The 19,439-nt window shown below is 41.5% G+C and carries 25 protein-coding genes; 2 read left to right on the top strand and 23 right to left on the bottom strand.

Features of this window, described 5'->3' with window-relative positions:
- Positions 1–15 precede the first annotated feature (15 nt).
- From ACGTN9_RS04340 to ACGTN9_RS04240, 21 genes are all read right to left on the bottom strand, one after another.
- Positions 16–615, bottom strand: coding sequence for a hypothetical protein (locus tag ACGTN9_RS04340; protein ID WP_499590890.1), 600 nt, complete (start codon positions 613–615; stop codon positions 16–18).
- 684 nt (positions 616–1,299) lie between these two features.
- Positions 1,300–2,184, bottom strand: a complete 885-nt coding sequence (locus ACGTN9_RS04335) for a polyprenyl synthetase family protein (RefSeq protein ID WP_499590888.1) — start codon at positions 2,182–2,184, stop codon at positions 1,300–1,302.
- Positions 2,184–2,420: an exodeoxyribonuclease VII small subunit gene (locus tag ACGTN9_RS04330; RefSeq protein ID WP_499590886.1), complete on the bottom strand. Its 237-nt coding sequence runs from the start codon at positions 2,418–2,420 to the stop codon at positions 2,184–2,186. The genes ACGTN9_RS04335 and ACGTN9_RS04330 overlap by 1 nt, the downstream gene beginning before the upstream one ends.
- Positions 2,404–3,762: an exodeoxyribonuclease VII large subunit gene (gene xseA, locus ACGTN9_RS04325; protein WP_499590884.1), complete on the bottom strand. Its 1,359-nt coding sequence runs from the start codon at positions 3,760–3,762 to the stop codon at positions 2,404–2,406. The genes ACGTN9_RS04330 and xseA overlap by 17 nt, the downstream gene beginning before the upstream one ends.
- Positions 3,763–3,777: 15 nt before the next feature.
- On the bottom strand, positions 3,778–4,632 hold the full coding sequence (gene folD, locus ACGTN9_RS04320) for a bifunctional methylenetetrahydrofolate dehydrogenase/methenyltetrahydrofolate cyclohydrolase FolD (RefSeq protein WP_499590882.1): 855 nt from the start codon (positions 4,630–4,632) through the stop codon (positions 3,778–3,780).
- Positions 4,633–4,652: 20 nt separating this feature from the next.
- The gene (gene nusB / locus ACGTN9_RS04315) at positions 4,653–5,033 is read right to left on the bottom strand and encodes a transcription antitermination factor NusB (protein WP_499590880.1); all 381 of its coding nucleotides are present in this window, start codon (positions 5,031–5,033) and stop codon (positions 4,653–4,655) included.
- A 914-nt stretch (positions 5,034–5,947) separates the two neighbouring features.
- Entirely contained in the window at positions 5,948–6,346 is a 399-nt protein-coding gene (locus tag ACGTN9_RS04310) for an Asp23/Gls24 family envelope stress response protein (RefSeq protein WP_499590878.1), read from the bottom strand.
- Positions 6,347–6,365: 19 nt separating this feature from the next.
- Positions 6,366–7,721, bottom strand: coding sequence for an acetyl-CoA carboxylase biotin carboxylase subunit (gene accC / locus ACGTN9_RS04305; RefSeq protein ID WP_499590876.1), 1,356 nt, complete (start codon positions 7,719–7,721; stop codon positions 6,366–6,368).
- Positions 7,722–7,734: 13 nt separating this feature from the next.
- Positions 7,735–8,247 carry an acetyl-CoA carboxylase biotin carboxyl carrier protein gene (gene accB, locus ACGTN9_RS04300; protein WP_499590874.1) on the bottom strand — a complete coding sequence of 171 codons (513 nt, stop codon included), beginning with the start codon at positions 8,245–8,247 and terminating at the stop codon, positions 7,735–7,737.
- 216 nt (positions 8,248–8,463) lie between these two features.
- On the bottom strand, positions 8,464–9,009 hold the full coding sequence (locus tag ACGTN9_RS04295; protein ID WP_499590872.1) for a SpoIIIAH-like family protein: 546 nt from the start codon (positions 9,007–9,009) through the stop codon (positions 8,464–8,466).
- A 15-nt stretch (positions 9,010–9,024) separates the two neighbouring features.
- Positions 9,025–9,645 (bottom strand): stage III sporulation protein AG, encoded by a 621-nt coding sequence (gene spoIIIAG, locus ACGTN9_RS04290; protein ID WP_499590871.1) that lies wholly within the window; start codon positions 9,643–9,645, stop codon positions 9,025–9,027.
- Positions 9,638–10,243, bottom strand: coding sequence for a stage III sporulation protein AF (gene spoIIIAF, locus ACGTN9_RS04285; RefSeq protein WP_499590869.1), 606 nt, complete (start codon positions 10,241–10,243; stop codon positions 9,638–9,640). Before spoIIIAF ends, spoIIIAG begins: the two co-directional genes overlap by 8 nt.
- A gap of 12 nt (positions 10,244–10,255) precedes the next feature.
- The gene (gene spoIIIAE / locus ACGTN9_RS04280) at positions 10,256–11,455 is read right to left on the bottom strand and encodes a stage III sporulation protein AE (protein ID WP_499590867.1); all 1,200 of its coding nucleotides are present in this window, start codon (positions 11,453–11,455) and stop codon (positions 10,256–10,258) included.
- Entirely contained in the window at positions 11,455–11,844 is a 390-nt protein-coding gene (gene spoIIIAD / locus ACGTN9_RS04275; RefSeq protein ID WP_028783176.1) for a stage III sporulation protein AD, read from the bottom strand. Before spoIIIAD ends, spoIIIAE begins: the two co-directional genes overlap by 1 nt.
- A gap of 6 nt (positions 11,845–11,850) precedes the next feature.
- Positions 11,851–12,057: a stage III sporulation protein AC gene (spoIIIAC, locus tag ACGTN9_RS04270; RefSeq protein ID WP_499590865.1), complete on the bottom strand. Its 207-nt coding sequence runs from the start codon at positions 12,055–12,057 to the stop codon at positions 11,851–11,853.
- Between the two features lie 17 nt (positions 12,058–12,074).
- The gene (spoIIIAB, locus tag ACGTN9_RS04265; protein WP_499590863.1) at positions 12,075–12,587 is read right to left on the bottom strand and encodes a stage III sporulation protein SpoIIIAB; all 513 of its coding nucleotides are present in this window, start codon (positions 12,585–12,587) and stop codon (positions 12,075–12,077) included.
- Positions 12,532–13,518 (bottom strand): stage III sporulation protein AA, encoded by a 987-nt coding sequence (gene spoIIIAA / locus ACGTN9_RS04260; protein WP_499590861.1) that lies wholly within the window; start codon positions 13,516–13,518, stop codon positions 12,532–12,534. The genes spoIIIAB and spoIIIAA overlap by 56 nt, the downstream gene beginning before the upstream one ends.
- Before the next feature lie 214 nt (positions 13,519–13,732).
- On the bottom strand, positions 13,733–14,290 hold the full coding sequence (efp, locus tag ACGTN9_RS04255; protein WP_028783180.1) for an elongation factor P: 558 nt from the start codon (positions 14,288–14,290) through the stop codon (positions 13,733–13,735).
- 29 nt (positions 14,291–14,319) lie between these two features.
- Complete coding sequence (locus ACGTN9_RS04250) at positions 14,320–15,381, bottom strand: M24 family metallopeptidase (protein WP_499590858.1); 1,062 nt, start codon at positions 15,379–15,381, stop codon at positions 14,320–14,322.
- A 1-nt stretch (position 15,382) separates the two neighbouring features.
- On the bottom strand, positions 15,383–15,826 hold the full coding sequence (gene aroQ / locus ACGTN9_RS04245; RefSeq protein ID WP_499590857.1) for a type II 3-dehydroquinate dehydratase: 444 nt from the start codon (positions 15,824–15,826) through the stop codon (positions 15,383–15,385).
- A gap of 71 nt (positions 15,827–15,897) precedes the next feature.
- A complete protein-coding gene (locus tag ACGTN9_RS04240; RefSeq protein WP_499590855.1) occupies positions 15,898–16,407 on the bottom strand; it encodes a YqhR family membrane protein in 510 nt (169 codons plus the stop codon).
- A 147-nt stretch (positions 16,408–16,554) separates the two neighbouring features.
- On the opposite strand from ACGTN9_RS04240, the gene ACGTN9_RS04235 reads away from it, so the two are divergent.
- A complete protein-coding gene (locus tag ACGTN9_RS04235; RefSeq protein ID WP_499590853.1) occupies positions 16,555–17,508 on the top strand; it encodes a DUF1385 domain-containing protein in 954 nt (317 codons plus the stop codon).
- Positions 17,509–17,541: 33 nt separating this feature from the next.
- The gene (locus ACGTN9_RS04230) at positions 17,542–17,928 is read left to right on the top strand and encodes an SA1362 family protein (protein ID WP_499590851.1); all 387 of its coding nucleotides are present in this window, start codon (positions 17,542–17,544) and stop codon (positions 17,926–17,928) included.
- A gap of 18 nt (positions 17,929–17,946) precedes the next feature.
- Here ACGTN9_RS04230 and ACGTN9_RS04225 read toward each other — a convergent pair whose 3' ends face one another.
- Both ACGTN9_RS04225 and mntR read right to left on the bottom strand, forming a co-directional pair.
- On the bottom strand, positions 17,947–18,837 hold the full coding sequence (locus tag ACGTN9_RS04225; protein WP_499590849.1) for a patatin-like phospholipase family protein: 891 nt from the start codon (positions 18,835–18,837) through the stop codon (positions 17,947–17,949).
- A 114-nt stretch (positions 18,838–18,951) separates the two neighbouring features.
- The gene (gene mntR / locus ACGTN9_RS04220) at positions 18,952–19,380 is read right to left on the bottom strand and encodes a transcriptional regulator MntR (RefSeq protein ID WP_499590847.1); all 429 of its coding nucleotides are present in this window, start codon (positions 19,378–19,380) and stop codon (positions 18,952–18,954) included.
- Between the last annotated feature and the right edge of the window lie 59 nt (positions 19,381–19,439).

Here is a 19,439-nt window from a genome sequence, read left to right as displayed (position 1 = left end):
ATGGACCTCCTATCTTTAACGTGTTTTTCTAGAAGCCTCGGCTGGTTTTGATATGATATTTATCTTCAACTTATTCTCTACCCATGCGATCACTCTTGCAGCAAAAAATATGATCTTTGTAGAAGAGTGAATAGCAAAAAATTTGCCGACAGCTTTACCGCCTACAGTCAACGCAGCAACTACACTTGTCATGATGACTGATATAGTAATTTGAACCGTTGATCCTTCTGTATGCCCCAGTACATTTGACAGCTGGATAACTACAATCGCAGAAGCTGTACCACTGACGATGCCGGAGATATCTCCAATGACATCGTTACAAAAACTGGCGAAGCGATCGGCATTACGGACAATGATGATCGCCTGTTTAGCACCTGGCACTTTTTCTGCGGCCATCGCATGGAATGGAGGCTCTGAAGCAGCCGTAGCCGCAATCCCTAACATATCAAATATAACACCAATCAGCACTATAATGAAAACGATAACTAACCCTATATACCAGAATACGCCGCTTAGTACCGAAGAAGAAATTACTGAAAAAATAGCCGCTAACACGAATGTGATAACGGCGATACTTATACTGAATCGTAATGATTTTTTTAGTTGATTATTCATTCGCAACCTCATTTATATATTATGTAAGAAAGGAATGGTCACCCAATAGGTAAAAATTGCGGCTTAGGTCCAGTAGGTTTTCCCATCCAGATACCGAATGTCACCATTCTGGCGGTTCCCCTTTAAACCCGGATCGACTCCGTTTCCGAAAGCCGGACTGGATTACCACTCAGTCCGCACTATAATTCCTATTGCGTGTCTTGGCAAACAGTCTAGGAGATTTCCTCAACAGCCTTTAACCGTTCCTTAGCCTCTTTTGCAGGCTTGATTTCATATGGCGAAAAAATCCGTGAAAAGGTGGCCATCCTTCCACGCATCTTTAATTCCATAATCCCCTCAAGCCCACTCAAGGCAGGCTACGCTGCTCATACAGAATTCCTCCATATAAAGCAGGTTCATACCCCATTCCATCATGATTTCCGGCTAAGAAACCATCACAGATATGGGCCTCCGCGGAAGCAGGGTCAACGCCCACATGCCTTTGTGGATCGCCCCGCTACCTTAACTCCCAGCATCGACCCAAGGCTGGGCGCCTCAAGCCAACACAAGGAACTTCATCGATATGCCCTTTGGCGGATTTTTAGGCCCGCCTTCAGGAACGGAGGGCTGACTAGAATACTGCACCATCCCTTATGTACTTATAATATACCATAAACGTCAGACTTCCTCAATTAAACTGTGTTATCAATGATCCCGGTTGCTTAAATAGTCAATAAGTGTGAAAAGCTTGGTTTCTCCTACATCAGCTTGTTTTAATGAGGATTTAGCACGAGCTACGTATTGCTCTTTCTGAGTAATTGATCCTTCGAGGCCAAGCATACTTGGATACGTGCTTTTATGGTTTGTCGTGTCACTGCCCACTGGTTTTCCCAATTTCTCTTCATTACCGCTTACATCGAGAATGTCATCCTGAATCTGAAATATGATCCCCAGCAAGTCAGCTGTTTCTTTTATGGAATTGAGCTGATGTTCTGAAGCACCACCAATATAGGCTCCAGCCATTAAAGCAAAGCTTAACAGTCTGCCTGTTTTCAAGTGATGAATTTGTTCGAGATGTTCAAGGGAAATTTTAATCCCTTCACTTTCCATATCCATTAATTGCCCTGCTACCATCCCAAGGGCACCACTTGCAGTAGAAAGCTGGTGGACAAGGTATACTTTTTGTTCAGCGGTCAGTTGTTCCGCTTCCATGATTGTCTGAAAGCTTAATGTTAATAAGGCATCCCCAGCCAATATTGCAGTCGCTTCATCAAACTTTCGGTGATTGGTCGGCTGACCTCTCCGCATATCATCATCGTCCATTGCTGGTAAATCATCATGGATGAGGGAGTACGTATGAATCATCTCCAGGGCTGCCGCTACAGGAAGAACTTTTTTTTCATTTCCACCGAATGCTTCACAAGCGGCCATCATAAGTATAGGCCGGAGGCGTTTACCACCGGCATGAATGGAATAAAGCATAGACGTCTTAAGGGTGGCAAGAATGGGCTTTTCAGTTATATAATCATCTAAGTATTCGTTCACCAGGCTTTGGCGTTGTTTTAAATAATCGGAAAGTGCCTGATCCACTATTCTTCCTCCTGCACCGAAAACGGTTCGAATTCACCATGTTCATTCAAAATTTGCTGCATTTGCTGCTCGACGCGGTTCAGCTTTTCACTACAGGTTTTGGACAATTTCATCCCTTCCTGATAATAATTGATCGCTTTTTCGAGCGGCACATCCCCTTCTTCCAGCTTTTCCACAAGGTTTTCCAATTGCTCGATCGCTTCTTCAAAGCTTAACTCCTTATGATTTTCGCTCATTTTTATCCTCCTCTATTCCCCAAACCTGACAATCCAGGCTGCCATTTTGCAATTTTACCTGGATCGCCTCTCCTGGTTGCACAGATTCTACACTTTTAATGACGTCTCCGCTCTCATTGAAAGGAATAGCATAGCCTCTTTTCATTATTTCGAGTGGATTAAGTAATGACAACTTTTCGAGTACATTATCAAATTGCTTTTCTTTTTCCCTGATCTGGATACGGAAATCACGAGTTAAGCGCTGACCCAGTACTTCCAGACGCTCACCAGTCTGCTTGATCTGCCTTTCTGGATGTTGTTGCTGCAGCCTTGTCTGTAAGTGTTTTACTTGATCTAGTTTTTGCTTCTTATGGCTTTCTACCCGCTTATTCAATGAATCGAGCAGCCTGTCCAGTTCCTGCTCTTTTTGCCGCATTAATAGTGCTGGATACTTGAATGCATAGGATCGCTGCAGACGATCCAAGCGTTTCCAGGCTGCTGTCTGCTCTGACTGCAGTGCCCGCTGAAGCCTTTGGGTTAAAACTGTGATGCGCTGATTTAACTCGATTTGTGATGGCACAGCCAATTCCGCTGCTCCGGTCGGTGTGGCTGCCCGTACATCGGCGACAAAATCACTAATGGTGTAGTCAGTTTCATGTCCCACAGCAGAAATGACAGGGATTTTGGAAGCGGCAATCGCACGGGCTACTGTTTCTTCATTGAAACTCCATAGATCTTCAATAGAGCCGCCGCCTCTCCCTACAATCAGCACATCAAAATTCCCCACCCGGTTGGCATATTCGATTGCCTTGACAATAGAATCTTTCGCTCGTTCCCCTTGCACTAAAACAGGAAGCACCGTTCGCTTTACTAATGGGTATCGCCGTTCTATTGTAGTCATAACATCGCGGATTGCCGCTCCGGTAGGTGAAGTGATGATACCGATATGGCTTGGATAGGCTGGCAGAGGCTTTTTCTCGGCAGGTGAGAACAGCCCTTCCTTTTCAAGTTTTTCCTTCAACTGTTCGAAAGCGAGATATAAAGCACCAATTCCATCTGGCTCCATTTCATGAATGTACAATTGATACTGACCCATCGGTTCATATACGCCTACTTCGCCCCTAACCAGCACATTCATCCCATTTTCAGGGATGAATTTCAAGAATCGATTATTGCCGGCAAACATGACCGCCTGGATTCGGGCTTTATCATCCTTCAAAGACAAATACATATGCCCACGACTATGGTGTTTGAAGTTGGATATCTCTCCGCGCAGCCATACCTCTTTCAAATGTGAATCCCCAGCAAATTTACGCTTGATATATTTTGTCAGCGCGGTAACGGTTAAATAACGGTCCTCCACAATCAAAAGCTCCTTTTAATTGATATCATTGATTTTTTTAGCAGCTTTTATAGTGTTATGTAATAACATAGTTATCGTCATTGGTCCGACACCCTTAGGAACTGGAGTCAAATGAGAAGCGATCGGTTCCACGGAGGCAAAATCAACGTCACCTACAAGCTTTCCGTCAACCCGGTTCACACCGACATCAATTACAACTGCTCCCTCTTTGATATGGTCTCCTTTAACAAGACCAGCTTTCCCCGCAGCTACAATAACAATATCCCCCTGTTTTGTATGAAAGGCTAAATCAGGTGTCTTCGAATGGCAATAGGTAACCGTTGCATCCTCATTTAATAAAAGCTGGCCGACAGGTTTACCGACAAGATTACTGCGCCCTACCACCACTACATGCTTGCCTTTTATTTCAATTTCAGCTTTTTTTAGCATCACAAAAATTCCATATGGGGTACAAGGATAAAATGTATCCTGCCCTGTCATCATTCTTCCCACGTTAATTGGATGGAATCCATCCACATCTTTAGCAGGATCAATTGCTTCTATGACTTTTTGTTCGGAAATATGATCGGGGAGTGGTAATTGCACAAGGATCCCATGCACTGTCTCATCTTTATTCTGTTCCGCAATCAGGTCCAGCAAATCCTGCTCAGAAGTTGTGTCTGACATCTCAATCAGCTTCGATTCCATTCCGACCTTTTCTGATGCCTTTTGCTTTCCTCTTACATAGGAAAGTGATGCCGGATCCTCTCCGAGAATTATCACAGTAAGTCCTGGTACAACGTTTTTCGCTTTTAATTCCGACACTTCCTGTCTCATTTCTTCACGAAGCTCTGTTGCCAGTTCTTTTCCATATATAATATTTGCACCCACACGAAACAACCCCTTTATTGTTATTTAGTCATTTTTGATAACACACCGTTAACGAATTTACCGGACTTTTCATCTCCAAAAACTTTAGCTAATTCAATTGCTTCATTGATTGCCACCTGGTCAGGAACATCATCCACATTATCCATTTCATAAACTGCCATACGGAGCAAAGTTTTTTCCACTAAAGGCAGTCGTTTGACGCTCCAATTCTCCAAATGGTCGGCTATTTTATCGTCTAATTCCTGTTTTTTATCAAACACTCCATGTACTAATTGTTCCATGAATGCATCGCTATCTGTCTCTTCCAGTAAATGGTCGATTGCTTCTTCCATTTCTATATCGTTGACGTCTACTTGAAATAATACTTGAAATGCTTTTTCACGAGCAAGGTGTCGTTTCATGTTTCAATCTCCTTTAGGTACTCTTTTACGTTATATCCGTAAGAATGATAACATTTTATCAATTGAAAAGCTATCTTAAACCATACCCGGCCAGTTCTTTTGGGGAGTTTAAGGACACCATTTTCTTTTAATGTGTAAATCATCCGTTTTTTAAAAAATAATCTAATAAAAGTTTTTGTAGATAATTCATTTAGCTTTATTCAACAAAATGGCCGAAAAGTCGAAGACTTGATTTCGAGATATTGTTGGAGTTTAGGGGCTCCGGGAAACGATTCGCTTTCCAGTTCCATCGCCTAGACACTCGCGACATAAGCAGTCCATCAACGGGAAGACAAAGCACTTCCCTTTTGATGTTCTGCTTATGCGTGTCATGTCTACCAAGGCGATTACACATTAATTTCTTTCCGTGGGCGTGTGCTGAGTCTCCTCAGGCTTCGCCTTGCGGGGCCTCAGCGATCCCGCATTTCCCACAGGAGTCTCACCTTTTCCCTACACCCCTAGTCATGGGAAGTTCTCGAAATCACGCTTATGGAATCGCCCTATGATGAAAAAAGATGTTGACCTCTTTATACCTTTTATTAATGCGTCATATTGAGTTTTTAGTTGTGCATAATTTTCTTTTTGAAGGGTCCGTTTAGTACAAAACTGGCTGGATGGGAAGGGAAACGGCGAGACTCCCGCGGGAGAAGGGGCTAGGCGAGATCCCGCAGGGCTTTAGCCCGAGGAAGCTTGCCAGGTCCCCCGCAGGAAAGCGAGTCGTTTCACAGACCATCCCATTCCTCTTAAGGTAACGGGCCCCACTATCTTGAAACTGACTGTTCAAGTAAAGGGAGCTTTAACTGTAGAATTAATATTTAGTTATAACAGTGCAGCAAAAAAGGTCATAGGAGCTTATGCCCTATGACCCTTTCTTGTTATTCTTCTTCTAAGTCGTCTTCTTCTTTCAATTCCATCTGGACGCCGACCACATGGATATTGATTTCACTGATTTCAAGAGCTGTCATATTCATCAATGCCTGACGGATATTGTCTTGAATTTTCTGAGCAGCCCCAGGAATAGAGATGCCATAATCCATTACAACATACACATCAATGCTGATGCCATCTTCTTCAAGCTCTACCTTGACACCTTTGCCATGGTTTTTCTTTCCTAATCGTTCAACAACACCAGAAGCAAAGTTTCCTCGCATCGCTGCTACACCTGCCACTTCAGATGCCGCAATTCCCGCTATGACTTCAATAACTTCCGGGGCAATCTCAACATTACCAAGTGAAGAATCACTACTTACGTTTAATAAGCGTTGTTCACTCATTCCGTTCACTCCTTCCCCACTACTCTTCATCCATTATAGGATATTTCTCTAAAAACTTCGTGTTGAAGTCTCCGCCAACGAAAACAGGATGTTTCATCATTCGCTGATGAAATGGGATAGTGGTCTTAATACCATCTACCACAAATTCATCCAATGCCCGGCTCATACGGTCGACCGCTTCTTCTCTGGTACGACCATAAGTAATCAATTTGGCTATCATGGAATCGTAATATGGAGGAATCATGTACCCTTGATAAGCAGCAGAATCTATACGGACGCCTAAACCGCCTGGTGGAAGGTACATTTGAATTCTACCAGGTGAAGGCATGAAGTCTTTGAATGGATCTTCCGCGTTGATCCGGCATTCCATCGCCCATCCTTCAAATGTAATATCCTCCTGGGCATAGCTTAGTTTCTCATCAGAGGCAACTTTGATCTGTTCCTTGATCAAATCTACTCCTGTAACCATCTCCGTAACTGGATGCTCTACTTGGATACGGGTATTCATTTCCATGAAATAATAGCTGTTCTGCTGCTGATCGAAAATGAACTCTACTGTACCAGCGCCAGAATAGTCGACAGCTAATGCCGCTTTAACTGCTGCCTCTCCCATATCCGCACGCATTTCCGGACTGATGGCTGGTGATGGTGTTTCCTCGATCAATTTTTGCAGTCGACGCTGAATGGAACAATCCCGCTCACCTAAGTGAATGGCGTTGCCGAAATTATCAGCCAATACCTGGATCTCGACATGTCGGAAGTCTTCAATGAACTTCTCAATATACACACCCGGATTTCCAAAGGCTTTTTCTGCTTCATTTTGGGTGACGCGGATTCCTTTGACCAAATCCTCTTCGTCCCTAGCCACACGAATTCCTTTTCCGCCACCGCCTGCTGTAGCTTTAATAATGACAGGATAACCTATTTCCTCGGCTACTTTGATTCCTTCTTTTTCGTCAGCTATGATACCTTCAGACCCTGGCACAACAGGTACGCCTGCCTCTTTCATTGTTTCACGAGCTACGTCTTTGGTGCCCATTTTTGAGATAGCATATGCAGAAGGACCAATAAAGGTCACATTGCACTCGTTGCACATTTCCGCGAATTCAGCATTCTCAGAAAGAAAGCCATACCCTGGATGGATAGCATCTACGTCTGTCAGTTTTGCCAGACTCATGATATTTGTATAGTTCAAATAGCTGTCTTTACTTAATGTCGGGCCAATACAGTAGGCTTCATCAGCTAATTGGACATGCAGCGCTTCTTTATCCGCTTCGGAATAAATTGCTACCGTTTCAATATTCATTTCTTTACAAGCCCTGATAATACGGACAGCAATTTCTCCTCTATTAGCAATCAATATTTTTTTAATCATACAGCCACCCCCATTAAACCTTCTTTACCCGGAAAAGCGGCTGTCCATATTCAACTAATTCTCCATCCTCTACTAATATCTCTACAATCTCACCGGCTACTTCCGCTTCAATTTCATTAAATAATTTCATCGCTTCAACAATACAAACGACAGAATCAGGTTTTACTTTATCACCAACTTGTACAAATGGATCACTTTCCGGTGAGGAAGCTGCATAGAAGGTTCCCACCATTGGTGAGGTAACTTCTGAATCATAATCAGACGGCGCTGATGCTGGAGTTTCTTGTTTGCTCTCTTCCGACGCAGGTTTATCAGCTGTTTTTTCTGGCGCTTGCTCAGCTGGAGCCTGCTTCTCTACCGGCGCTGGAGCAGCAGTTTGTACTTGCTCTTCCACTTGTTGGCTGACAACTCGTCCGCCTTGTTTTTTCATGGTTACTTTCGTTCCGTTCGTTTCATAACAGAATTCATCGATTTTTGAATCATCGATCAACTTTATCAATTCTCTGATTTCTTGAACCTTTAACATAGATGGCACCCCTTGTTTTTTTATTGCGTATTTAATAACAGGTATTAATAACTCCTTCTAACATTCTACGATAAATACAGTATAAACTTCAACTTTGCTCTAAAAGCGTTTTCTAAAAAGGTACCTTGGTCCTTGTTAATGAAAAAACAAAACAAAAAAGCTGTCGAGATTTTCTCGACAGCGTAAAGGATCCCTCTATGAGAGATCCTTTTATTATCAACTGGATGGCTGGAATTTTACCCGGACTGGTTTTTCTCCGAATTCATCCACGGCCATTTTAATGATGTTGTTCGTTTCTTTCTTAGAAAGTTCATTAGCTTTGACAGTAACGTTTATGACATCGTCTTCTACTCTGACTAGTACATCATCATATTGAGCATTGGCCTGGATGGTGGTTTCTAAAATGGATTCCTTGGTCTGCAGCTCTTGCAGCTGCTGCATTTCCTGAAGTGCATCATTCTTTTCTTCCGTGCTATAGTCACTGGAAGCTACGATATCAGATAATTGCTCATGGTGCTTATCTCTCGCATCTTGTTTCTCCATTCGAATTGCTGCAAACAATTCCTCCGTAGACATCTGAGAGATGGTTGTCCCCTCACCATTTGCATCAGCCGGCATCTCTTCCCCATTTTCGTTCTCGCTCACATCTCCATCATTGATAAAGGCCATCTCATCGCCTTCTGGTGCAGTCATGTAGTATACACTTAATACAATCATCAAACTCAACATTGTCAATAACCAAACGGTTTGCTTTTTAACCATTCCTCTTCCCCCTTATTAATTTTTCGGCATAACCGATACCCTGTGGCTCGGTACATCCATTACTCGTGAAACCGCTTCTACTACCCATTGTTTGACTTGCATGTGATCCACACCCTTCGCTACCACCAACACCCCTTTAACATTTGGTTTTTTTGTTTGTATCAATAACGGAAGCTCTTGATCGCCCTGCCTAACTAGTACCAGTTGCTGCTCCCGAGAGTAATCCTCAATATTTCTTTCTCCACCATTTTTATCTGACTCTTCGGTTGTTTGTTTGCCAATGATGAGGTTTTTATCATATAGTTTTTCTTTTGTCGCCCCCAGGTTGACCATAACTTCAACCTCACTCACTCCCTTGATATTTTCTAACAAGGGCGTAAGTTCTTTTTCATAACTATCTTCCAATTCCTTGATCCCCTCATTCGTGTCAGCGTTATTAATGGAGGTTTCTGCAGCGGCTCCTGATTCAGTAGGGGCTGCCAAATCTATGGGATCCGGGGAAGGTTTCTGGAAGATGTTCCCTACCATCAAGAGCAACAGTCCAATCAAACCGATTAGCACGATATACCCTCGCTTATTCAGCTTTTTCCCATCCTCTTTTTTAAGGAAAGAAAAAATATCCTGCCATTTACTCATTTGCACCCTCCCATTGAATCGTTATTTGATTTTGCTCCAACTGCCAAAGCTGTGCTAAATAGGATGTAATGGCTTCATCCATTTGCTTGTCTCTTTTTTCCTCAGAAGCTTCTAAGTCAATCTCGACCTGGTCTATGGCATCAATCATTTCTTCTTCAGCTAATGTAACAACCACCGATTCGAGATGTTCTAAATCCTTCTGCTCCTGAGTAAAGAGAAAATTGATATCCATAATCTCCACCTGATAGTCTTGAGCCAGCGTTTCTTCAGCTTGTGATTTCATTTGGACAACCATTTGTTCTAATATATATGCATCCTGGGACGCTTGTATTTCATTTTTCTTTGATTCTACTGATTTTTTTAATGTTTCTTCTTCCATGGTCTGATTCGCGAAGGTTTGAGCCTGTGTTTGTATCAACTGGTTAATATCTGTATTGAATAACCTGAACAAGGGGTTTAAAAAAATCAAAACAAGGATTAACGAAATAGCCAGTCTGGCATACTTTTGCATTTTCCCGGAAGGGAGCAGGAAATCTATAACCATTGCCAAGAGTAGAAATATTACGATCTCCGTCACCCATTGAATAATGAACGACACTGTTTTCCCTCCTTACCGAACCATCATTGTCAAATTACTTGCTGCTACCAAAATGGCAATTAACAGGAAGAACATGAAGGTAACTGTTAGTAAACAGGCAAATATATACAGGATATGTTTACTGATGATAGAGATGCTTGTTACGACGGGACCATTTCCGATTGGCTGTAGTACAGCAGCTGCGACTTTGAAGGTAAGTGCAATTGCCAACACTTTTAGTGCGGGAAATAAAGCCAGTCCAATTACAATGATTACTCCAGCCAATCCAATTGTATTTTTTAGTAATAACGAAGCTCCAAGTACTGTATCGGTAGCATCTGTAAATAGCCTTCCGATTACAGGGACGAAGTTTCCAGTGACAAAACGTGCTGTTTTCATCGCCACCCCATCCTGTATAGCGGTAGCAGCACCTTGGACAGATATGACTCCCAGGAAAATTGTCAGGAAAGTCCCTAACAAACCGAGGCCTACATTACGCAACAGCTGCGCCAGTTGATCGACTTTATATTTATCGGTCAATGAACTAGTCATCAACAATAGAGCGGATAAATAAAATAGCGGCAGAATCACTTTGGAAATCAGAACACCGCTCACTTGAATAAGGAAAATAATAATTGGATGAAAAAATGATAAAGACACCATATGACCAAAGGTAGCCATGATACCCAGCAATAATGGAAGCAAGCCGATAATAAAAGCGCTCATCGCATCGATAGCATCACTCGTATAAGAAACGGCTAAATGAAAACTGTTGAGAGCCAGCATAATCAATACCAGGTAGACGATCATATATGCGACCTTGCTTACTGCGGTCTGCTCAAATGCACTTTGTAACGTTTGCAGCACCGTGATGAACAAAGTTAAAAAAATCAAACTTCCCAACAGTTTGCCATTTGCAATCAATTCATGAAAAAAGTATTTAAGAAAACCTGTCAGCCAATCGGTTACCGTAACCTCCGAGGTCTGCTCGGCCATCTCTTTGATATTCATCTGTTTCAATTCAGGTAAATAACCACCATATTCACGAACGATCGAACTCCAGTATTCATTTAATTCACGAAAATCGATGTTTTCCATTAAAGGTTCAGGTCCTGTCGGGTGACTTACTTCAGCGAAGGTTTGTTCTGCAGGGATTAACAAGAAGAATAAGATTAATAATAGCGAGACTAAGGAGGGCTTTATCATTTCTGCCCATCCCCCTTCTTTCATCATTATCCAGGAAAGAAACCTAAAATCGCTTCGATCAGTGCGGTGAGAATTGGTATAGATAGAAGAAGAATGAATACCTTACCTGCCAATTCGATTTTCGAAGCGATGGAAGATAACCCTGCATCTTTAGTTAAATGAGCTCCAAATTCTGCGATATAAGCTATCCCGATAATTTTTAAAATCGTTTCTACGTACATACCATGAATGTTCGCTTTTCCGGCCATATAATCAATCAATAAGAAAATATGAGAAATCTGCTGAATCAAGGTCAAAAATATAATCAAGCCTGTAAAGATAGCAAGCATGAACGCAAGTGAGGACTTCTGTTCTTTCAATAACAGAATCAATATACTGGAGACAATACTGATCGCAACGATTTGTAAGATATCCATACAAGGCTATCCCTGGAATAAAAATACCGATTTGATTTGCTGAAATAGATCAGCAAGACTATTCAGAACAATGAAGAGTACAATGATAAACCCGACCAGGGTAACCACTTGTGCAATTTCTTCTTTTCCCATCTGCTTCAATATGCTATGGATCATTGCTACGATAATTCCAATTCCTGCAATTTGAAATAATACAGTGGCATCTTGAATCACAGTCTTCGGCCTCCTCCTTAGATGAGTAACAACACGATAAGTAAACCAGTCAGGAATCCTAATCCTTTTACGGTTTTGTTGTATTGATGGTAAATGCCCAGAGCTTCTTCCAGTTCTCTATCTAAATGACTTAAAGCTAATTGGACCTGTTTTTTTTGATGCAGGAGATCCTGTTGTCCCAGTGTTTGCCCAAATTGCTTCAATATCTCTTTTTCATTTTCTCCCAGGGATGTATATCCCCAGTGACGCTCTAATTCTTTCTCCCATAATTGACTGAAGTCTAAACCGGACGCGTTTTTTGCTGAAGCCAAGTCACGAAAGAACCACGAAATCGGCTCCTGCAACTGTTTAGATAGGTATTTACATGCTTCCAAAAGTGGTGTCTGCCCAAATACCATTTCAGCTTCGAGCATCTGCAATGCATGCTTCCATTGCTTAATTTGTCTTGGGCGCTGTTTGAACTTACGAGCAACCTCAAACCCGACCCAAGTTGTGGCGGCTAGTAATAACAGGGCTCCGATCCACTTCATTCGCACTCCCTCCTGCAGTCACATCCATGATGTTTTCCATTTCATTTAAGATCACGGCTTTGCTTGCCGGTCTGTTGAATTCCTTACGCAAAATAATGAACCTCTTAAATACCCGCTGATCCAGAAGCTGTTTGATAGATGGACGTTTTCTCAATTCATCTAAACTGTTTCCATGAACGGTGCAATATAATGTCACGCCAGCATTAATCGCCTCCTGGATAGCATCCACATCTCTTTGATGGCCTATCTCATCAACCACCAGCACTTCCGGTGACATGGACCTGATCATCATCATCATGCCTTCTGATTTAGGACAGGCATCCATGATGTCCGTACGCCTCCCTAAATCCAGCTGGGGAACACCATGAATACTTGCACCAAGTTCTGACCTTTCATCAATGACAGCGACCTTTTTAGCCCCCACTCCCTTCCATCCAGTACTGATGTGGTAAGTGATATCTCTCAGGAGTGTTGTTTTTCCTGTTTGTGGTGCTCCTATTATCAACGTATTGCAGTAATTTCCTTGATGAATAAGGCGCTCCATCAATGACCGGGCTGCTCCACGACTTTCCCTTGCCACTCTTATGTTGAAAGAAGAGATATAACGGATGGCTTGGACAGTTCCATTGGTTGTATTAACTTTGCCAGCCAGTCCAATACGGTGTCCCCCTTCTATGGTAATAAACCCTTCTCGTAATTCATCCTCAAGCCGGTACAAAGAAAATTGACTAACCTGATTAAGAATATGGTTCTTTTCTGCCTCTGTAGGTATCAATCTGTCTATCCATTCATAGCGTTGATGGTAGACCAGTTCGACTGGTTGTCCAACACGAATTCTAATTTCCTGAACAGAACTCCATTCCACTGCGTTTTTAAGGACCGGCTGCATTACTTCAGGAAATAACCCTATAATTTCTCTCAACAAAACCACACCCCATCCACCAACTCTTTAATGTAAATGTATGCATTACAAAAATGTATATGACCATCAAAAGCGGAAGTGAACGTTAAGCGACGAATGGACTGGACTGAACCGCAGGAGATTATCTTAACTTGAGTTGCTGCCTATCCTGATAATGTTAATGCCCATAAAAAAACACGCCACGATTCAGAGAATCGTGACGTGCTGCGTTATTTCTATTTAATTATCCGCGGGAAACATATTTCCCATCCGATGTATTGATGATAAGTGTATCTCCTTCATTGACGAAGAAAGGAACCTGAACAACTAAACCAGTTTCAACTGTAGCAGGTTTAGTTCCGCCACTGGCAGTATCACCTTTAACACCTGGCTCTGTTTCCGTAACTTTAAGCTCTACGTTATTCGGTAATTCAACACCAATAACTTCGCCCTGATACGTTTGGATACTGACTTCCATATTTTCCTTCAAAAATTTCAATTCGTATTCAATTTGATTTGTTTGAAGTTCCAACTGTTCATACGTATTGTTATCCATAAATGTATGAGCATCTCCGGAGGAATATAAATATTGCATTTTATTTGTTTCGATATGTGCCCGTTCTACTTTTTCGCCACCACGGAATGTTTTCTCCTGGATATTACCATTTCTCAGGTTTCGCAGCTTGGATCTCACAAATGCTGCTCCTTTTCCAGGTTTAACATGCTGGAATTCTACTACAGACCAGATTTCCCCATCTACTTCGATAGTTAATCCAGTCTTAAAATCATTTACTGAAATCATTTAAATTCTCTCCTTTTCACAGGTTTAACCTATAAAGTAATTAATTCTTTCGGGGATTTGCTCAGTCGTTCATTACCCGTATCGGTAATCAATGCATCGTCTTCAATTCTGCAACCGCCAACTCCTGGAACATAAATCCCAGGTTCTACGGTTACCACCATACCTGCTTCTAATACTTTGTCGCTGCGATGTGATAATCCTGGTCCCTCGTGGACATCAAGTCCTATACCATGACCGGTAGAGTGACCGAAATATTCTCCATATCCTTTTTCCTTAATATAATCCCTCGTCAATGCATCAGCTTCTTTACCTGTAATTCCTGAAGCGAGACCATCCATTCCACGTAATTGAGCTTCTAAAACTGTGTCGTATATCTTCTTCAGTTCATCGCTAATTTCCCCTACAGCGACTGTACGTGTTATATCGGAACAATACCCCTTATATAAGGCTCCAAAATCTAATGTGACAAGCTCTCCAGTCTGAATTTCTTTTTCCGATGCTACGCCATGTGGATAAGCAGATCGTTCTCCTGAAGCTACAATAATATCAAAACTCGATGAAGTAGCTCCCTGTTTACGCATGAAGAATTCAAGCTCATTTGCCACATCGATTTCTCTTATTCCAGGTTTGATATAGGTCAAAATGTGTTCAAAAGCATCATCAGCTATTTTGACAGCATCCTTTAATATACTAATCTCTTCCTCTGTCTTTATCAACCTTAATTTCTCAACCAAGCCTGATGTAGGCACCAATTCTGCCCCGAATTTCTGTTCATATTGACGATGGTTACCGTATGTAAGAAGATCTTGTTCAAAACCTACTGTTTTTGCACCCAATCGATCTATTTGATCAGCAATCTCCTCTACCAAAGCTTTTTTATGCTCGACAATTTTATAACCTTTTGCCTGCTCTTCTGCTTGTTGAGTATAACGGAAATCAGTGATGAAAAGAGCATCCTTCGCAGTAATCAAAACAGCTCCAGCACTACCGGTGAAACCAGTAAGATAACGACGGTTCTTGTCACTCGTTACTAACAGTGCATCTATATCCATATCCTGAATGCTTTGTCTAATTCCCCTAATTTTATCCATATTATCTTCTCCTTTCAAAACTTTCCAAAAGAGCTAATGCAGCCAGACGGTACCCTATCAACCCTAGTCCCACTACCTGTCCTTTACAGACCGGCGCAACCATGGAGTGCTGCCGGAACGACTCCCGTTGATGAACATTGGAGATATGCACCTCTACTACCGGAACATCGACTGCGCTGATGGCGTCTCTAAGTGCAATACTTGTATGTGTATAAGCAGCTGGGTTAAATATGATGCCATCGTACTTCCCTTCAGCTTGTTGGATGGCATCCACTAAATCCCCTTCATGATTCGACTGGTAATCATCAGCCTCAGCGTCATGTTCCTTAGCGGTTTCTTTCACTTGATCCACTGCATCTTTCAAGGTACCTTGGCCGTAAATACCTGGCTCCCGTTTCCCTAATAAATTCAGATTGGGTCCATTCAAAACCAGTAAGCGCGTCATTACGATCTCTCCATTACCTCATAGAATATTCACACAAATCAATCTTATCATAATCATTGTGCTTTTAATAATTATTTCCCTGAGGAAGTATCACTAGAAGGCTGATTCAAATCATGGTACTCATATGAAATGGAATACCCGACAAACGTTCCGTATAAAACAAATAAACAAATAGTAGTTACAATCGTATCACTTGTCAGGTCCGGGAGCGCCGGGACTGCAGCAAATATCGGGTTCAGCAAATAAAATATGACTCCCCAAATTGCCAATCCATAGAGTATGCCAGGCATGATGCCATTTGTCTTTTTTAACACTAAATAGTAGACAAGAGCACCTATAATGGCAACCAAACTTACTCCTATAATTCCCAGCACTTCTCCAAGAAAGGCACTAGACCAGCTTGTTTGCCAGAATGAACGAATGACAAAGGATGCTGGAGAAACCTCCGTAAAACTGAAATAATAAGAAAGGGCTCCGAATATACTCCAAATCATCCCCCCTACAAATCCCGTCAACAATGATTTGTTTACAATGCTTACTGGTTTTTCTTGTTGATTTTGCTCTAATTGTTTATCTTCCATATCCATACACCTCCTTCGGTTAGTTTTTCCCGTAAGACTAAAAAAAATGCTAATCAGCTCGGTTATCAATAAAAGGGGCTAGTGATACCCTGTTATTTGCTGTAAAATATAAGTAAGAGGTAAATTCAACTTGAGGCTGGTGTATCTATGTCAGAAAAAAAATCGATAGCATACGGCGGGCAAGCTGTTGTAGAAGGAGTCATGTTTGCCGGAAAGAAAAGCTATGTTACTGCTATACGTAGAAAAGATAAAAGTATTGAATATTTTGAGCTGGAACGGACAGAATCTAAAATAGCGAATCGTCTAAAAAAGATCCCACTTTTAAGAGGTCTCGTTTCTCTCATTCAAGCTAGCGCCAATGGAACCAAACACCTGAATTTTTCAACGGAAAGATACGATGTTCATCCTGATGACGATGTCCAAATTGAAAAAGAAGAAGAAACTTCAAAACTAGCTATGATATTAGGCGTAGGAGCGATCGGTGTCTTATCCTTTTTCTTCGGGAAACTTATCTTCACGGTTACTCCCGCGTTTGTAGCTAACTTTTTTGAGCCGGTAATTTCAGGGAGATTCGGCCAAGTAGCACTAGAAAGCTTATTTAAACTCGTTTTACTATTGGCATATATTTACTTCATTTCCATGACACCGATAATTAAGCGAGTGTTTCAATATCATGGAGCTGAACATAAAGTAATTAATGCCTATGAAAACAATGTCCCATTGACAGTAGAAGAAGTTCAAAAACAATCACGTCTCCATTACCGATGTGGATCCAGTTTTATTTTGTTTACAGTTATCGTTGGTATGTTTGTTTATATGTTTGTTGCGACAGACCCATTATGGTGGAGAATTGTTAATCGCATCTTTCTAATACCTATTGTTATTGGGCTTTCCTTTGAGGTTCTACAATTAACAAACAAAGTAAGAAACATTCCAATTTTGCGAGTATTAGGGTATCCAGGATTGTGGCTGCAGCTTCTTACAACTAAAGAGCCCAAAGATGATCAAGTCGAAGTTGCATTACAATCTTTTAAAAAAGTGCTAGAAAATGATGAAAATGACCGCAAAGGTGGTATACAGAATAGTAGGGTGATCTCTTAGCGATTTGAAAATGGAAGGGAGGCACATGAAATTATGCCACGCAGTCGTATGACGCCTGTCATTTACGTCTTGATTGGGCTTGCAGTCGTCGGACTTGTAATGAAGCTGGCGACCGATGCCATGGGTCTTTTGACAAACCTTTTGATCATGGTAGGTATTGCAGCAGTCCTTTACTTCGTTCTTAATCATTTCATGATGAAACGCAGAGGCGGTTCATCGAATGAAATGAAAAAATACAAACAAGCTGTCAAACAGTCAAAAAAGAAATATAAAGGAAATGACAGTGGTACTAAGCTTAAAGGGAAATCCACTATCAACCCTTCCCCTGGCTTTAGTAAGAAGAAACGAAAAACAAGTGCTGCGCACCTGCGCGTCATTGAAGGAGCTAAAAACAAGAAAAAAAATCGAGCCTCATCTTAATGATGAGGTTCGATTTTTTTATTTTCTCCAAGTGCCTATGAACATTTCAGCATGTTCTCTTCCAAGCTCAATCAATTCATCTTTTTGGATATCACTCAACTGAAAATCGGTTGTATCTATGGTGGTCACCGGAATAAACAGAATATCTGCACTCTTAGACTTGGAAATATACCGTGCATCATGTGCTTGTTTCATTGTAGAAAATAATGCGTGGAACATTTCTATGGAGTTATTTATTTTCCTTTCAGGGAATTGACTAGGGGGATTACTTAATTTCATTCCCAGAATTGGTCGCACCCTTTTTCCATCTCGGTTTTCTAAGGACCAGATAGGAAAGTTGCTTAGCAAACCTCCATCTACAACCAATGATTTTACACTTGATTTGCCTGTTAACTTTACAGGAGTAAAATAATAAGGAAGTCCGGCGCTCATTCGAACTGCTTTTGCCACAGGGAATTGGTATGGATCTATATTATAAAATGCTTCTAAGTCATCTGGAATTACAAGGATTCTACCTAACGTCAAATCAGAACAAATAATTTTCAGTTTCCCTGCAGGGAGGTCACGGAAAGTATATACCCCTTTGGCGGCCAATCGGTCATACAACCAGCGTTCAAGCCTATCCCCTTTATATAATCCCATTCTGAAATATAAAAGCAGCCACTTCGTAAAAGGAATCAGCCTATCAATCAAAGGAGGATCTACAAAAGTTTCAAAATCGAGCTCCCTTAATACAGTTTCTAATTCATCAACACGATATCCTGCTGCTAACAGGCTGGCAGTTATCGCACCAGCTGAGGTTCCAGCCATTCGCTGAAATACATAGCCTCTTTTTTCAACCACCTGCAGTGCACCTACAAAAGCAAGAGCTTTGACTCCCCCACCCGAAAAAACACCATCAATTTTCATAGGTCCCCCCCTTAGAGGCCGTTTGTTTCATATATAAGGGGAAACAAGCTCGTATAGAACCGAAAACTCCCGAAAAAAAGACGCACCTCATCGGCACGCCTTTAAAATACAGTTTTATGTTGTTTCTTTTTCATTATTTTCCTGGACTTGTCGGAGTCCTTTAATCCTTGACTCATCCTCTTCAAAAAATTGCACTAAATCACCAATGCGATCGATGGAGTTCCAACTTAGATGATGTTCGATCCCTTCAACATCTTCATAGATGTTTTCATTATCCACACCGATGATTTCTAAAAATTGTTCCAATAATTCATGACGATAAACCAGACGTTTTCCTATTTTTTTACCTTTTGCTGTCAGCACCAGACCACGGTATTTTTCATAATTCAAATATTGGTCGCGATCCAATTTCTGTACCATTTTGGTTACAGACGAAGGGTGGACGCTTAAAGCTTCAGCGATATCAGATACACGAGCATAACCCTTCTCTTCTATCAGCATATATATTTGTTCAATATAGTCCTCCATACTCGGTGTCGGCATGTTAATCCTCCAATACTGCCTTTATGTTAACTTTTATGTATAGTAAAAATCATACACTA

This window comes from Halobacillus sp. B23F22_5, assembly GCF_043497085.1.
In the GTDB taxonomy this organism is placed as follows: domain Bacteria; phylum Bacillota; class Bacilli; order Bacillales; family Halobacillaceae; genus Thalassobacillus.
Note: the sequence above shows the minus strand (reverse complement) of the source record. Positions and strands in the feature narration are given on the sequence as shown.